Consider the following 15,300-nt stretch of genomic DNA (forward strand, 5'->3'; position numbering starts at 1 on the left):
AATCACGATGGCGACGAGCTTGCGTCGTGGTCGTGCCGGCACTTTCGGTGGCCACCTTTCTTCGGCCCTCTGGCCACGCGTCCATTTCTCGCTATCTCTAGCTTCATGAGACCTGATGCGTTGCTCTATCCAGCCCCGGAGGGGCTTTATTGCCCCGAGGGCGGATTCTATATCGATCCGGTACGTCCGGTCGAGCAAGCGCTCGTCACCCACGGTCATTCGGACCATGCCCGGCCGGGCCACGTGAACGTGCTCGCCACCCGTCAGACGCTCGACATCATGCGCCTGCGTTATGGCGACGGTTTTTGCGCCAGCGAACAGGCCGCTGTGTTCGGCGAGGAGCTGGTGGTCAATGGCGTCAAGGTGAGCTTTCATCCCGCCGGCCATGTGCTGGGCTCCGCTCAGATCGCCATCGAGAAGAACGGCACCCGCATCGTTGTGTCCGGCGATTACAAGCGCCGCCCTGACCCGACCTGCGCGGCCTATGTGCCGGTCCCCTGCGATGTCTTCATCACCGAGGCGACCTTCGGCCTGCCGGTCTTCCATCATCCCGATCCGATGGACGAGACGGCTAAGCTTCTGGCATCGCTCAGGCAATTTCCCGAGCGCACCCATCTCGTCGGCGCCTATGCGCTCGGCAAGGCCCAGCGCGTCATCCGGCTGCTGCGTGACGCCGGTTATGGCGAGCCGATCTATATCCACGGCGCCATGGAGAAGCTCTGCGACTATTACGTCGAACAGGGCATCGATCTCGGCGAGCTACTGCCGGCGACGATCGAAAGCCGCGACAAATCCGCTTTCAAGGGCGCCGTCGTCATCGGCCCGTCATCGGCCTTCGCCGAACGCTGGGCGAGGCGCTTCAACGAGCCGCTGCCGGCCTTCGCCTCCGGCTGGATGATGGTGCGCCAGCGCGCCAAACAGCTTGGCGTCGAACTGCCGCTCGTCATATCAGATCATTGCGACTGGCCGGAACTGACGGAAACCATCCGGGAGCTGCATCCGGCCGAGGTCTGGGTGACCCATGGCCGCGAGGAGGCGCTGGTGCGCTGGTGCCAATTGCAGGGCATCAAGGCGAAGCCATTACATCTGGTGGGCTATGAGGATGAAGGGGATTAAGCATGGAGTTCGTTGCTGAAAACCCCTCCCCAACCCCGCCCCACAAGGGGGAGGGGCTTCTGCGCTGCGCCCATCGCATTTCGCCTCTGACGATCCTGCATGCAGCACCGTTGCTTTCGGGCAAGACGCAGCCGCAGGTTAGCCCCTCCCACCTGTGGGGAGGGGGTTGGGGAGGGGCCTTGCCCCCGAGGCAGGAGGCACCCATGAAAGCCTTCGCCGACCTCCTCGACCGCCTGGTGCTGACCCCCAGCCGCAACGGCAAGCTGAAGCTGCTCACCGATTATTTCAGCGACACGCCGGACCCAGACCGCGGTTATGGCCTTGCCGCCATCGCCGGCACGCTGGAAGTGCGCAACGTCAAGCCCGCCATGCTGCGTGAACTGGTGCTGGAGCGCATGGACGACGTGCTGTTTCGCTATTCCTACGATTATGTCGGCGATCTCGCCGAAACCATCTCGCTCGTCTGGGACAATGAGAGGGATATCGACCGCTCGGCTCTTGCTCAGCCGCGTCTCGGGGAGGTGGTCACCCGCATGAACGCGCTCGGCCGCACCGAGGTGCGCAGCTTCGTGCGCGACCTGCTCGATCGGCTGGATCTGTCCGGCCGCTTCGCCTTCATCAAGCTTGCGACTGGCGCGCTCCGCATCGGCGTTTCCGCCCGTCTCGCCAAGCAGGCGCTCGCCGATCTTGGCGGCAAGGACGTCACCGAGATCGAAACGCTGTGGCATGGCCTGCAGCCGCCTTACGAGACATTGTTCGACTGGCTAGCGGGCGGCGAGAAGCCGGTGCTGGCGACCCCGGCGATCTTCCATTCCGTCATGCTCGCCAATGCGGTCGAGGAGGGGGATCTCGATGGTCTCGATCCGGCCGACTACGCCGCCGAATGGAAATGGGACGGCATCCGTGTCCAGCTCTCGCGTTCCGGCGACAGGCGCAAGATCTATTCCCGCTCCGGCGACGACATTTCGGGCGCTTTTCCCGATGTTCTCGACGCGATCAATTTCTCCGGTGTCGTCGACGGCGAGTTGCTGGTCGGCGGCACCGCGCGCTCCAACAGTCCGACCCGCACCTTCTCCGATCTGCAGCAACGCCTGAACCGCAAAACCGTCACGGCGAAAATGCTTGCAGACTACCCGGCCTTCATCCGCACATACGACCTGCTCTTCGACGCGGAGGAGGATGTTCGCGGCCGCACCTATATCGATCGTCGCAACCGGCTGACTGAGATCATCGACCGCGCCCCCCACGATCGTTTCGATCTCTCGCCCCTCGTTCCTTTCACATCATGGGAGGAACTCGACAATCTGCGCGCCGCCCCGCCCGATCCCGTCATCGAAGGCGTGATGATCAAGCGCCGCGACAGCATCTACCAGGCCGGCCGCATGAAGGGCCCCTGGTTCAAGTGGAAGCGCAATCCTTATAATGTCGACGCGGTGCTGATGTATGCGCAGCGCGGCCATGGCAAGCGCTCCAGCTATTATTCCGATTTCACCTTTGGCGTCTGGGCCGACGACGAGGACGGCGAACAGCTGGTGCCCGTCGGCAAGGCCTATTTCGGCTTTACCGATGCAGAGCTCGAGCTGCTCGACAAGTTCGTGCGCAACAACACCACCGAGCGCTTCGGTCCGGTGCGCGCGGTGCGCGCCGACAAGGATTTCGGCTTCGTCGTCGAAGTGGCCTTCGAGGGCATCAATCGCTCCACGCGGCACAAGTCGGGCGTGGCCATGCGCTTCCCCCGTATCGCCCGCCTTCGTCCCGACAAGCCTTCCTACGAGGCCGACCGCCTGCGCACGCTGATCGCCATGATCGACGCCAAGCCGGAGTGATCCTGCGCAACAATGACGCAGGGCGATATTTTCAACAGGACGTGTATTGGCGGCAAAAGTCTTCCGGTGCAAATTTTCCAGGGCGTGATGCAGAAAGGTGTAAGCGGTTTTCTGATGACATCATGTTCTAACTGGTTAATTTGGATTGGGCCGGGGGAGATGATTTGGGTGCCGCATTATGAGCTCGCATGAACAAAATTCCTTTTTCCGCCAGCGCCGCGCCGTGCTGGCCGGTCTTGCCGGTGCACTCGTCCTGCCGCAAATGGCCGCCGCTTTCGACGTTCCCGACGAGCCGCGCCTTGCCAAGCACGACTATGCCAAGGTGCGCCACCATTTCCGCACGAAGCTGCTGAAAAAGGGGCCGGCGCCGGACAAATACGAACCGCTGAATGCGCCTGCCGACGCCGACAAGATCTTCTATCGTTCCGGCTCTGGCGGCGAGCTGGAGCTTGCGGCCTGGGTTTCGAGATACAAGCGCGAGCGTAGCGCCAAACCCGCCGTGCTCTTCCTGCACGGTGGCAATGCCATGGGTGTCGGCCACTGGCAGCTGATGAAGCCTTATATCGACGCCGGTTACGTCGTGATGATGCCGTCACTGCGCGGCGAAAACGGACAGATGGGCAACTTCTCCGGCTTCTATGACGAGGTCGACGACGTCCTTGCCGCCACCGAGCGTCTGGCGCATTTGCCGGGTGTCGATCCTCAGCGTCTCTTCATTGCCGGCCACAGCATCGGCGGCACACTGACCATGCTGACGGCGATGAGCACCCATAAATTCCGTGCCGCCGCGCCGATTTCGGGTAATCCTGATGCCTTCCGCTTCTTCAACCGCTATCCCGAAGACATCCGCTTCGACGACAGCAACGCGCATGAATTCGAGGTGCGGTCGGCGCTGTGCTACGCCCATAGCTTCAAATGCCCGATCCGTGTCGTCCACGGCACCGAAGAGGCCCATTTCAATGACCGCGCCGATCTGCTTGCTCGCCGCGCCCGCGCCGCCGGCACCCATATCGAGACCGAAACCGTCGCTGGCAATCACACCTCGGCGCTGCCCGCCGAGATCGAACAGAGCATCCGCTTCTTCCACGGGGTGGCAGTCTGAGTTTCGCTGATCCGTAAACCCGCCGCGGCTGGCGGGTTTACCGTGTCCCGATTGAGTTTTGCGTGCGCCAACGCCAGCTTCGCGCCAGCCGCGAATGCCATTCTCCCGGCAATATCGCTGTCTGCCGATCGTTGATGAGGGTGGTTCCATGAATTTTCTGCGCCGGGTCTTCCCGATTGCCGGGCTCGTGATTGCAGTTGCGTCGCTGAGCGGCTGCAACATCCTCATTCCCGATGTCGCCGCCGATCTGCCGGCCCGCTTCGTGCAGGAAACCTCGCCGGTCTTCTATCAGCCGCCCGGCGTTGATCCGCGCCGGGTGCGGCCTATCCCTGACCAGCCGGTGCCGCAGACGCGCGAACTCTACCAGACTCAGTTCCATCAAACCTTTGGCCTGCCGGTCACCAATCCGGTGCACATGGCGATGTATGGTGAGCTGCGCGACGAGGATTTCACTCTGCCGGCAATCCCGGTCAGTCGTGTGCAGCCGCAATTCCTGCGTCAAGAGGTCGACTATCAGACGGCCGAGCGTCCCGGCACGGTGATCGTCGATACCAAGGCGCGTTTCCTCTATTTCGTCGAGGGCAACGGCAAGGCGATGCGCTACGGCGTCGGTCTCGGCCGCGACGGTTATGCCTGGTCCGGCCGTGGCATGATCCAGTGGAAGCAGAAATGGCCGCGCTGGACGCCGCCCGTCGAGATGGTTTCCCGCCAGCCGGAGGTTCGCCCCTTTGCCGCTGAGAACGGCGGCATGAATCCGGGGCTTCAGAACCCGCTCGGTGCGCGCGCCATGTATATCTTCAAGGACGGGCAGGATACGCTTTATCGCATCCATGGCACGCCCGACTGGCAGTCGATCGGCAAGGCCACCTCGTCGGGTTGTGTTCGCATGCTCAACCAGGATGTCATCGATCTCTACGACCGCGTTCCCGCCAAGGCTGAGATCGTTGTGATGTAGCGCTGCAACAGCGCTGCTCATATCGTCCGCTCGCGGCCGGACACGTCTGCGTGAAGCTATGGTTTATTTGGCGCAAGCCGATAGATTTTCAGGTGTCGTTATCGACATCGGACGAATCGTCGGTTTACCCGGCATTTCGTTCCGGCTTCCCGCATCGAAAGGAACTCAGTCCCGCGTCATGAGCTTCGATAGACATCTTTCCCGCCGCAGCTTTCTTTCCCTTTCGGCGCTGACCGCAGCCTCCGCGCTCACCGGCTGCGCCTCCTCGGCCAACACGGTGACGTCGGGTGATTCGACGATCATCTACCGCTCGCCGATGCGCCTGTTCCAGCCCATGGGAACATCGAGCGTGCCCAGCGACGCCGAGCTTGCCGTCATCTATGGTCCCGTCGAGGATGGCGGCTTCCTCATTCCTGCCGTTCCCTATGACCAGATCGATCCACGCTATTATCGCCAGCGCGTCGTCGATCCCACCGGCCAGCCTCCCGGCACCATCGTCGTCGATACGCCGTCGCGCTTTCTCTATCTCGTTGAGAATGGGGGCATGGCGATGCGTTACGGCGTCGGTATCGGCCGCGAGGGCTTCGCCTGGCAGGGATCAGGCGTCATACAGTGGCGTCAGAAATGGCCGCGCTGGAAGCCGCCGAACGAGATGGTCGCCCGCCAGCCGGAACTCGTCAAATATTCGATCGACAACGGTGGCATGGAGCCGGGCCTGAAGAACCCGCTCGGCGCCCGCGCGCTCTACATCTTCTCCAATGGAGAGGACACGCTCTACCGTCTGCACGGCAATCCCGACTGGCGCTCGATCGGCAAGGCCGTCTCATCGGGCTGCGTCAGGCTGCTGAACCAGGATATCATCGATCTCTACGATCGCGTTCCCACAAAGGCGCCGATAGTCGTCTGGCAGTAACAGTCGCCGAGGCGGCCATCAGCCGGCCGCCTCACATCGATCTCCGGCAAGCCCCGCCTTGCCAGGCAAGCCCTGCCTTGCCAGGCAAAGCGCCGCTTTATCCCTGCGCAAAATTGTTTCGCGTTTCCGTGCCTGGAAAAGTTTTATTTTCAAAATACCATTGCTAAATTCGATAAACATCCTACATGGTGCGTATCGAATATTGCTTGTGGCCTTTGTCCATGCGCTGAAGCGCTTCGTCAGATCTCCTCTCAGCATCGATATTGCCCGCGGATATCCCTTCCCGGGTGTCCTTAAACGATTGAAAGGAAATCGTTATGAATTCAGGCGTCGTAAAGTGGTTCAATGGCACCAAGGGTTTTGGCTTCATTCAGCCCGATGATGGTTCCACGGACGTTTTTGTCCATATTTCGGCGGTTGAACGCGCCGGCATGCGCGATCTCGCTGAAGGTCAGAAGATTCGCTACGATATCGTGCGCGACAAGAGGTCCGGCAAGAATTCGGCCGACAATCTTCAGGCCGCATGATTTGTCATTCGCCCGCGCTGACCACCTATTGGCGGCGAGCTGACCACGGATGTACTGGCAGCGAGCTGATCATGGATACTGGCAGCGGGCTGAGTGACGGGAAGAGGTCGGGTTTCAGCCCGGCCTTTTTGTTTTCGTAGCCTGGCTTTTCTTGATTGACCAGCGGCCGGAGAAACGAAGGGCGCTGAGCAGAGATGACGCTTGGCTGAAGTTTTCGATCATCGGGATTGGGAAGTAATTTCGCCTAATTGTTGAGGGAAGGATATCGTTTTGCAGGTACTCGTCAGGGATAATAACGTCGATCAGGCGCTGCGCGTGCTCAAGAAAAAGATGCAGCGGGAAGGCCTGTTCCGGGAAATGAAAGCGCGTAGCGCCTTTGAAAAGCCGTCGGAAAAGCGTGCCCGTGAAAAGGCCGAGGCTATTCGCCGCCAACGCAAGCTCGCCCGCAAGAAGCTGCAGCGCGAAGGTCTGCTGCCGGCGCCGAAGAAGGTTCTGCGGGCCCGCTAACCCCGCCGTGGAATCGTGGCGTCAACCATGGCGCCAAGGTTCCAGCGGTGGAATTACGGCTTGAGAACGCCATCACCTCAGAGAGGGGCACATGACCGCCACCAAGGGAGAATTCTTCAACCCGGCCAAGCTTTCGCCTCGCGACAAGGCGGAGGCCACCGATCACACGGCGCGCGCCATCATCGAGGCTGAGGCCTCGGCGCGCGATAAGAAGACGGAGAAGCTGAGAGCCCTGCGCCTGCAGCAGGCGGCCGAGGCCGGACCCGAAGCAGCGCCTGCAAAGAAGCGCCGATCGCCGGCCAAGTCCCCGGCGCCTCAGCGCTGATCTCGAGGCGCGCCGAGTGGAGGGATGGGCTCAACCGCCCGCCATGACCGCCCGCCCGAGATTGCCCCGCAGTCGATGCAGCATATCGCGCATTTCGGCCATTTCCTCGAGCGTGCAACCTACGGCGTCGCCAATCGCCGTCATGATCGTGTCGATTTCCCCCTTCATCGCCTGACCTTTCGGTGTCAGCGATACGATCACCTGCCGTTCGTCGCGCAGGTCGCGCAGGCGTTTGATGAGCCCGCTCTGTTCCAGCCGCTTCAAGAGCGGCGACAGCGTGCCGGAATCAAGATCCAACTGTTCGCCGATCGTTTTCACCGGCAACTCGCTGCGTTCCCACAGCACCAGCATCACCAGATATTGCGGATAGGTAAGGCCGACCCTTTCCAGGATTGGCTTGTAGGCGCGGGTGAAGGCATGCGCCGTCGCATAGACCGCAAAGCACAGCTGCTTTTCCAGCCGCTTTTCTTCCTGCGGTATCTCCATCGTCTTTGTCGTCTGCGCTTTCATATCCATCATCCCTGAGGTGCCGATTGTCCTCTTTTCGAACTCCAAATGCAATTTGCAAAATTCACTTGCGTACAATTTAATTGTGCGATACTAAAAATCCAACCCGATCGAAGGGTCAATCAAAGGAGATTGTCATGCCTATTCTCTATACGACCAAAGCCTCTGCCACCGGCGGCCGCGCAGGCCGCGCCGTCTCCGAAAACGGCGTTCTGGACGTGACGCTCACCGTTCCGAAAGAACTCGGCGGCGATGGTGCAACCGGCACCAATCCCGAACAGCTGTTCGCTGCCGGCTATTCCGCCTGCTTCCTCGGTGCTTTGAAATTTGTCGCGGGTCAGCAGAAGGTCAAGATTCCCGAAGACACGACGGTTTCTGCCAAGGTCGGAATCGGCCCGCGCGAAGATGGTGGCGGCTTCGGCATCGAAGTGGCACTGACGGTCAACATTCCGGGTCTGGATCGCGAAACGGCCGAAAAGCTCGCAGCCGCAGCCCACATCGTCTGCCCCTACAGCCACGCCATGCGCACCTCCACCGAAGTTCCGGTCACGGTCGCCTGATCAGTTTCGAAACGCGGCGGCGCTATCGGCCGCTGCGATCTTCATGGGGTGGAGGCTGTTTCTCCGCCGTCACGGGACCGGCGCGCCGAACGCGCCGGTTTCGCCGCCTCGGTCGTCATCGATGACACCGCTTGTAGATCCTGTCGCAGCCGCGCGGGGCCGCCGTCGGGCAATTTGCCGTCGACCGCCGCATGCGTGCTTTCCCAGATCGGCAGCGCTCTCACCAGCACCGCCTTGCCTTCGGCGGTGAGGCTCAGCAGTCGGCCGCGCCTGTCCTTCGGATTCTCGGTTACAGCTATCCAGCCTCTGCGCTGTAGCGGCTTCAGAGCGGCCGTGAGGGTCGTCTGATCCATGGCGAGCAGGGCCGCGACGGGGCCCATCGGCGGCGGTTCCGGCCGGTTCAGCGACATCATCAGGGAAAACTGCCCGTTGGTCAGTCCGACCGGCCTCAGCGCATCGTCGAACAGCCGGCCAAGCGCGCGGGCCGCCCGCTGCACATGCAGGCAGAGGCAGGTGTCGCGCGCCATCAGCGTTGTAGAAAGAGGAATCTCAACCGAGTTTGACATGCTCCATTTCTATTGATATCAATGTATTTAGTCAAGGAGAAGGAGAGATGCCGGCTTCACCGGCACGCGCCGGAGGAGGGCGCAGCTCATGCAGAATGAGGTTGTTTCCCGTGAGGAATGGCTTAAGGCCCGCCGCATCCTATTGGCGAGGGAAAAGGAGGCGACGAGACTGCGCGACAGCGTCAATGCCGACCGGCTGGCGCTGCCCTGGGTGAAGGTCGAGAAGGACTACGTATTCGAAACGCCCGAGGGAACGAAGTCTCTCGCCGATCTTTTCGATGGCCGCAGCCAGTTGCTGATCTATCACTTCATGCTCGGTCCCAATTGGGATGCCGGCTGCACCGGATGCTCCTTCCTGTCGGATCATGTCGATGGCGCCCTTCCACATCTGAACCACCACGACGTTACCTGGGTCGCCGTTTCGCGCGCGCCGCTCGACAAGATCGCCGCCTACAAAGAGCGCATGGGGTGGAAATTTCCATGGGTCTCTTCCTTCGGGAGCGGCTTCAATTTCGATTACCATGTTTCTTTCAGCCCGGAGGACCTTGCCAAAGACAAGGTCTTTTACAATTTCACTCCCATGGAGCCGGCAAACGCTCATGACGAACTGCCGGGCCTGAGCGCCTTCTATCGCAATGAGAAGGGCGAGGTCTTCCATACCTATTCGAGTTATGCCCGCGGGCCGGAAGAACTGATCGGCACGCTGATGATCCTGGACCGCGCCCCGAAGGGCCGCAACGAGGACAGCACGATGAATTTCGTGCGCCGCCATGACGAATATGAGGAGGCCCCGAAGGCGCCATCCTGCTGTCACTGAGATGAGGCCGTTCCAGCAGGAAATGCTCTACGCCGCCATCGCTCAACGGAGGAGAGGACGATGAAGACCGCCCAAGTGCTGAAGGAGCATTTTTTCCTGGAAAGACTGGTGGGAACATGGACCGTCACCGCGCCCGACATGACGGGCGACGAGGATTGGACGGAGACGGTTCGCTCGCTGCATGGCATCTGGTTCGTCGCCGAAGGTGTCGGCCGCATGCCTGGCGGCGAGGAAGCCACCACCATCCTGACGCTCGGCTACAACGCCTCGAAAGGCAAGTACGTCGGCAGCTGGATCGGCAGCATGATGGACTATTTGTGGGTCTATGAAGGCGAGGTCGATGCATCGGGCAACATGCTGGATCTCTACACGACCGGTCCTGACGTCAATGGCGAAGGAATTGCCGACTACCGCGAGCGGATCACCTTCATCGACGCCGATCACCGCACGTTCACCTCCAGCGCCAAACAGCCTGATGGTTCATGGAAGCAGTTCATGGAAGCGCGTTACACTCGCAAGGTCTGACAATCGTGGCGACCCGGACATCGGAAAACGGGCGCGAAAAAAGGAGAGTTTGATGTCTGAGACGCATGGAAAATTCATTTGGTGCGAACTGATGACCCCCGACACAGCTGCCGCCGCGAAATTCTACAGCTCGGTCGTCGGCTGGACGACTTCCGACATGACGGTGGAAGGCATGCCCACCTATACGATCTTCGAGGCGAACGGCATCGGCGTCGCCGGCCTGATGGAATTCCCGGGCGAACTCGAAGGGAAGGGCATCCCGCCGAACTGGACGGGGTATGTCGACGTTGATGATGTTGACCAGTCGGCAAAGGACTTTGCCGCCAACGGCGGTTCGATTCGCCGTCCGCCGGAAGACATTCCGACCATCGGCCGCTTTGCCGTCGTCGCCGATCCGCATGGCGCCGTGCTCTGCATCATGACGCCGGCGCCGATGGACAAGACCTGGCCGGAACTGGCCCCCGACGCGCCCGGCAACATCGGCTGGCACGAACTCTACGCCGGCAATGGCGAGGAGGCGCTGGCTTTCTATACCAAGCTGTTCGGCTGGAAACGGGACAGCGATTTCGACATGGGTCCGATGGGCGTCTACTATCTCTTCTCGCACGGCGGGAGGCAAATCGGCGGCATGATGACCAAACCGGCGGACGTGCCGATGACTTTCTGGTGCTATTACTTCAACGTACCGGCCATCGATGCGGCGATAGAGCGCGTCACATCAGGCGGCGGCAAGGTCGTCAATGGCCCGATGGAGGTCCCCGGCGGCAGCTGGATCATCCAGGCCACCGACCCGCAGGGCGCCTTCTTCTGCCTGGTGGCGCCGAAGCGGTAAGGGGTTTGAGCATATTGTTGGCGGGGCTACACGGCACTCCGCCAACACAGTCACCCCATCCATCACCCCGCAACTGAGGCAAAGAACCCCTCCGGGCTCTCGACCTCCACCAGCCGCTTCTTCTCGATCAGCCAAAACCGGTTTCCAACCGCCCGCACGAAACTGCGGTCGTGCGATACCAGCAGGCAGCTCGCCTCGTGGGCCATCAACTCCTTCTCCAGCGCTTCCTGCCCTTCAATGTCGAGATGGTTAGTGGGCTCATCAAGAAGATAGAAATTCGGTTCCGCAAGTCTCAGCACCAGCATGCCGAGCCGCGCCTTCTGCCCGCCGGAAAGCTGGGCGATCGATTTTGCCTGCATCTCGATCGTCATGCCGGCCCCGGCGAGCAAGGCGCGTGCCCGCTGGTCGCCGACATCGAAGCGGCGGATGATCGTGCCGATCGGCGTGTCCTTTTCGGCAAGATCAGCGAGCGCCTGGTCGCCATAGCCGAGAACGAGCGAAGGCGTCGCCTTGATGCCGTCTTGTCCGGCCTCCTGTCTCTCGATCGCCTGCTTCAGCATTGAAACCAGCCGCGATTTGCCGGCGCCGTTGAGCCCGAGCAGCACGATGCGGTCCCCCTGGCAGATAAACTGCCGGCCGGTCCGGAAGAGAAGCGTTCCATCAGGCGTCGTCACCGCCGCATCTTCCAGCGTCATCAGCACCTTGGCATGCGTGCCGCGGTTGGAGAGCCGGATGGCGCCGGCGGAACGCTCGAGATGGGCGGGTTTTGCCGCATCCTCCAGCCTCTCCGCCCGCTGCTTGAGCTGTTTCGTCTTGACGACCAGCAGATCGCTGCCGGAATTGATGCCGATATTGTTGAGCTTGGCAGCCTGCTTGCGCAATTGCTCCGCCGTCTTCATGTCGCGCTCGTAGCGTCGCGCTTCTGAGGCGTCGGCCTCGTCGAGAGCTGCGCGAGCCCTGGTATAAGGGAGGGTGAAGATCGGCGATTGTTCCGGCCGCAGGAACAGCGTCCGGTTGGTCGTTGCATCGAGAAAGGCGCGGTCATGGCTGGAGAGGATGACCGGCACGTCGCGCGGCAGCGCGTTCAGCCAGTCCTCCAGCCGCGCAATTTTTTCCAGGTCGAGATGGTTGGTCGGTTCGTCGAGCAGCAGCACGTCGGGTTCGCGGACCCAGGTGCGGGCAAGCAGCGCCAGCCGCTGCCATCCGCCGCTCAGATGCTTGAGCGGCCGGTGACGCATCGCTTCAGGCACCTCGAGCGATTCCAGAACCACGTCGACGCGCCAACTCTCGCTGTCGGCCTGATCGGCCGGCAGCGCCTGCAGCACGGCATCGTAGAACGGGGTGTCGAAAAGCGCGGGCGGCACATTCTGGGTGACATGGCCGACAGTCAGCCCGCGCGCTTTGGTGATCTCGCCCTCGGTCGGCTCCAGGGCGCCGGTGATGCAGGCTAGCAGCGTCGATTTTCCCCGCCCGTTGGCGGCGATGAGGCCGATCCGGTCGCCGGAATTGACGACGAGATTGAGCTTGGAAAACAAAGGATTGCCCAGCGTCACGCCGAGATTGCGGATGTTGATGAGGGTCATGGTCGTTCTCTGGTCTTGTCCAGGTGTCGCGCGATCCGGGGCTTTCAGCCGTCACGGGATTGCGCGCATCGGGCCTGGAAAATGAAAGGAATGCGCGCTGTATTCGTACGGCGCCGCATTGGCCACGAAGGGCAGACCAGGAAGAGATGTCGAGAAACGGTCTCTGGTCAGCCCTGCAAACGCATTTGCAGGGCGTTGACGGGACCACGCTGGCGATTAAACCGGAAATAATACTGCATGGCGTGATCCTCCTTTCTCAAAAGTTGCGGGATTGAAATAACATTGCCCGCATAAAGAGGCAAGAGAGCCTGATCTACGCCGATATCCAGCCATAAACCGTGCATAGAGGATTCTCCGGGGCCGACCGCGAGGATCAGACGCATGCTCATTGCACATTTGCCTGCAGGCTACATTCTGGGGAGCGCCATGCAACAGCGATCCGCCGCGCCTCGCGTCATGACTGCCGCATTGGTCGGCAGCGTGCTTCCGGATTTCGACATGATCTATTTCCTCTTGACCGGCGGCAAGATCCACCATCACGACTATATCTCCCATTGGCCGCTGTTCTGGCTTGCTCTCGCCGCTGTGGTTCTGCCTTCTGTCGGACGGCTGGCGCCGCGCTGGATTCCCACAGCAGCCATCCTTTTCTCAGCTGTCATGCTCCACATGGTCATGGATACAATCGCCGCGCCGATGCTGTGGCTCGCACCATTCGATTGGTCTCGATTCGAGCTGACGACGGTGCCGGCGACCTACAGCAACTGGGTCGTAAGCTTCATGCTGCACTGGACTTTCGGTCTGGAACTGCTGATCTGCGCGACGGCGCTGGTCGTCGCCCTTCGCCGCCGCCGCGTTCGAAGTGCGCAACCGGCATGAGCCGGAATTATCCGGCCGGGCCGGCGGCAGGCAGCTCCAGGCGCCTTGTTATTCCGATGTTTTCGAGGAACGCCTTGTCGTGGCTGACGACGAGCAGCGCGCCGTCATAGGCGCACAGCCCGGCCTCGACCGCTGATATCGAGTCGATATCGAGATGATTGGTCGGCTCGTCGAGGATCAAGAGCGGCGGCGGCACGGAACCGAGAACGCAGGCGAGGCCGGCGCGCAGCAATTGCCCGCCGCTGAGCGTCGAGACTGCCTGCAGCGCAGCATCGGCCCTGAACATGAAGCGGGCAAGGGCGGCCCGGCAGGTATTTTCGTCGGCTTGCGGGTTGATCCGGCGAAAATTGTCGCGGATCGAAGTCAACGGATCAAGAAGGCTAACCTTCTGGTCGAGCATGGCAAAAGCGGTCATGACGCCGACCTTGCCGGCCCAGGGCATCAGTTCGCCAGTGACAAGCGAAAGCAATGTCGTCTTGCCGGAGCCGTTTCGGCCGGTGACGGCGATGCGCTCCGGTCCCGTCACGTCGAAGGAGAGATCGCGGATGACGGGATTGCCGGGGCGATAACCCGATGTCACGCTGTCCATCTTCAGCACGATCTTGCTGGTGGGCAATCCGGTCGGCGGCAAGCTTACCGACAGCGGCTGGAGGATCTCGATCTTTTCGCGCGCTGCCGTTGCCGCTTCGAGTGCGTCGGCTCGCCGGCGTTCGGCGAGGCGGGCATTGCCGCCGCCCGTCGTTTCGCTCCGTTCCTTCATTCCCCCGAGCATGATGCGCGGGATGCCGCCCTTGGCGGCCATTTTCCTCCCGGCACTGTCCCTGTGTGCCTGACGCTCCACCGTCGCCTGCGCCTTCCTCGCAACTTCGGCGACGCGCTTTTCGGCATCGGCGAGATCCTGCCGTGCTGCCGCGAGCTCGAGAGCCTTGTGCTCGCGGTAGTGACTCCAGTGGCCGCCGTAGCGCTTGACGCCGAGCGATGTCAGTTCCACGATCGCATCGACGCTTTCCAGCAATTCCCGATCATGGCTGACGATGATCGCACCCGCCCGCCAGTCTGATATCAGCGCGATCACGGCCTTGCGGCCATCGCGGTCGAGGTTGTTTGTGGGTTCGTCGAGCAGCAGAAAATCCGGCTCGCGGAAGATGAGTGCGGCAAACCCTGCGCGCGTGCGCTGCCCACCGGAGAGTGCGGCAAGCGGCGTTTCCGGCTCCACGTCGAGCCCGGTGCGATTGAGCGCTGCGGCGATCCGCGCCTCCAGCATCCAGTCCGCGGCTGCAAGTTCGTCAGCCGTTGCCTCGCCGGTTTCGGCACGACGGAGAACGGCGAGCGCGCCGGCCACACCGAAGAGATCGGCCACCGTCTCGTGAGGCGCCACCTGAACACTCTGGCGCAAAAGGCCGAGGCTGCCGCTGACGGATACCGTCCCCGACTGCGGTTGGATTTCACCGGAGACGAGCTTGAGCAACGTCGTCTTGCCGACGCCGTTGCGCCCGACAAGACCGGTGCGTTCGGTCCCGAAACTCAGATCGAGATCGGAAAAAAGCGGCCGTCCGTCAGGTGCGGCCCACGAAATCTGGGAGAGGGTAATGGATGCAGGCATGGATATGGATTTCCCCGTTGGCAAGGCGAATTGGCGTTGCGATCGGGTTGAAATCCATTGCGGCACACATCCTGTTGAAACGGTCGATGGCAGGGAATTTAGGGAAGAAAGGCTGAAGGTTCAAGGCAAAGCGGCGAATCGAGCGTCGCGGGCGATCAGG

18 protein-coding genes are annotated in these 15,300 nt (G+C 61.6%); 13 read left to right on the top strand and 5 right to left on the bottom strand.

Features of this window, described 5'->3' with window-relative positions; all coding sequences use genetic code 11:
- Positions 1-105 precede the first annotated feature (105 nt).
- From NE852_RS05980 to NE852_RS06015, 8 genes are all read left to right on the top strand, one after another.
- Entirely contained in the window at positions 106-1,116 is a 1,011-nt protein-coding gene (locus NE852_RS05980; RefSeq protein ID WP_008529040.1) for a ligase-associated DNA damage response exonuclease, read from the top strand.
- Between the two features lie 203 nt (positions 1,117-1,319).
- Complete coding sequence (locus tag NE852_RS05985) at positions 1,320-2,942, top strand: cisplatin damage response ATP-dependent DNA ligase (RefSeq protein WP_258156292.1); 1,623 nt, start codon at positions 1,320-1,322, stop codon at positions 2,940-2,942.
- Between the two features lie 178 nt (positions 2,943-3,120).
- Complete coding sequence (locus NE852_RS05990; protein ID WP_258156293.1) at positions 3,121-4,044, top strand: S9 family peptidase; 924 nt, start codon at positions 3,121-3,123, stop codon at positions 4,042-4,044.
- A 148-nt stretch (positions 4,045-4,192) separates the two neighbouring features.
- Positions 4,193-4,999: a L,D-transpeptidase gene (locus NE852_RS05995; RefSeq protein ID WP_258156294.1), complete on the top strand. Its 807-nt coding sequence runs from the start codon at positions 4,193-4,195 to the stop codon at positions 4,997-4,999.
- Positions 5,000-5,177: 178 nt separating this feature from the next.
- Positions 5,178-5,912, top strand: coding sequence for a L,D-transpeptidase (locus NE852_RS06000; protein WP_008529020.1), 735 nt, complete (start codon positions 5,178-5,180; stop codon positions 5,910-5,912).
- Positions 5,913-6,229: 317 nt separating this feature from the next.
- Positions 6,230-6,439 (top strand): cold-shock protein, encoded by a 210-nt coding sequence (locus tag NE852_RS06005; RefSeq protein ID WP_008529019.1) that lies wholly within the window; start codon positions 6,230-6,232, stop codon positions 6,437-6,439.
- Between the two features lie 270 nt (positions 6,440-6,709).
- Positions 6,710-6,946 carry a 30S ribosomal protein S21 gene (gene rpsU, locus NE852_RS06010; protein ID WP_003569533.1) on the top strand — a complete coding sequence of 79 codons (237 nt, stop codon included), beginning with the start codon at positions 6,710-6,712 and terminating at the stop codon, positions 6,944-6,946.
- Positions 6,947-7,037: 91 nt separating this feature from the next.
- Positions 7,038-7,271 carry a hypothetical protein gene (locus NE852_RS06015; RefSeq protein WP_008529012.1) on the top strand — a complete coding sequence of 78 codons (234 nt, stop codon included), beginning with the start codon at positions 7,038-7,040 and terminating at the stop codon, positions 7,269-7,271.
- Between the two features lie 30 nt (positions 7,272-7,301).
- Here the strand turns inward: NE852_RS06015 and NE852_RS06020 are convergent, their stop codons facing one another.
- A complete protein-coding gene (locus tag NE852_RS06020; RefSeq protein WP_008529010.1) occupies positions 7,302-7,790 on the bottom strand; it encodes a MarR family winged helix-turn-helix transcriptional regulator in 489 nt (162 codons plus the stop codon).
- A gap of 125 nt (positions 7,791-7,915) precedes the next feature.
- Here NE852_RS06020 and NE852_RS06025 point away from each other — a divergent pair, with 125 nt between their 5' ends.
- Positions 7,916-8,338, top strand: a complete 423-nt coding sequence (locus NE852_RS06025; protein WP_003546481.1) for an organic hydroperoxide resistance protein — start codon at positions 7,916-7,918, stop codon at positions 8,336-8,338.
- 41 nt (positions 8,339-8,379) lie between these two features.
- Here the strand turns inward: NE852_RS06025 and NE852_RS06030 are convergent, their stop codons facing one another.
- Positions 8,380-8,904, bottom strand: a complete 525-nt coding sequence (locus NE852_RS06030; protein WP_258156297.1) for a MarR family winged helix-turn-helix transcriptional regulator — start codon at positions 8,902-8,904, stop codon at positions 8,380-8,382.
- A gap of 88 nt (positions 8,905-8,992) precedes the next feature.
- Between NE852_RS06030 and NE852_RS06035 the strand changes: the two genes are divergently transcribed.
- From NE852_RS06035 to NE852_RS06045, 3 genes are read left to right on the top strand one after another with little or no spacing between them, the layout of a single operon-like run.
- Complete coding sequence (locus NE852_RS06035) at positions 8,993-9,721, top strand: thioredoxin family protein (protein WP_008528999.1); 729 nt, start codon at positions 8,993-8,995, stop codon at positions 9,719-9,721.
- A gap of 60 nt (positions 9,722-9,781) precedes the next feature.
- Positions 9,782-10,246, top strand: a complete 465-nt coding sequence (locus NE852_RS06040) for a DUF1579 domain-containing protein (RefSeq protein WP_008528998.1) — start codon at positions 9,782-9,784, stop codon at positions 10,244-10,246.
- 52 nt (positions 10,247-10,298) lie between these two features.
- On the top strand, positions 10,299-11,078 hold the full coding sequence (locus tag NE852_RS06045) for a VOC family protein (protein WP_008528997.1): 780 nt from the start codon (positions 10,299-10,301) through the stop codon (positions 11,076-11,078).
- A 62-nt stretch (positions 11,079-11,140) separates the two neighbouring features.
- Here NE852_RS06045 and NE852_RS06050 read toward each other — a convergent pair whose 3' ends face one another.
- Both NE852_RS06050 and NE852_RS06055 read right to left on the bottom strand, forming a co-directional pair.
- Positions 11,141-12,661, bottom strand: coding sequence for an ABC-F family ATP-binding cassette domain-containing protein (locus NE852_RS06050; RefSeq protein WP_008528995.1), 1,521 nt, complete (start codon positions 12,659-12,661; stop codon positions 11,141-11,143).
- Between the two features lie 167 nt (positions 12,662-12,828).
- Positions 12,829-13,050 carry a hypothetical protein gene (locus tag NE852_RS06055; protein WP_008528994.1) on the bottom strand — a complete coding sequence of 74 codons (222 nt, stop codon included), beginning with the start codon at positions 13,048-13,050 and terminating at the stop codon, positions 12,829-12,831.
- Between NE852_RS06055 and NE852_RS06060 the strand changes: the two genes are divergently transcribed.
- The gene (locus NE852_RS06060; RefSeq protein WP_008528993.1) at positions 13,043-13,537 is read left to right on the top strand and encodes a metal-dependent hydrolase; all 495 of its coding nucleotides are present in this window, start codon (positions 13,043-13,045) and stop codon (positions 13,535-13,537) included. The two genes, NE852_RS06055 and NE852_RS06060, sit on opposite strands and share 8 nt — an antisense overlap.
- Before the next feature lie 7 nt (positions 13,538-13,544).
- Here NE852_RS06060 and NE852_RS06065 read toward each other — a convergent pair whose 3' ends face one another.
- Positions 13,545-15,140, bottom strand: coding sequence for an ABC-F family ATP-binding cassette domain-containing protein (locus NE852_RS06065; RefSeq protein WP_258156298.1), 1,596 nt, complete (start codon positions 15,138-15,140; stop codon positions 13,545-13,547).
- Positions 15,141-15,300 lie beyond the last annotated feature (160 nt).

It is taken from the genome of Rhizobium sp. Pop5 (assembly GCF_024721175.1).
GTDB lineage: Bacteria > Pseudomonadota > Alphaproteobacteria > Rhizobiales > Rhizobiaceae > Rhizobium.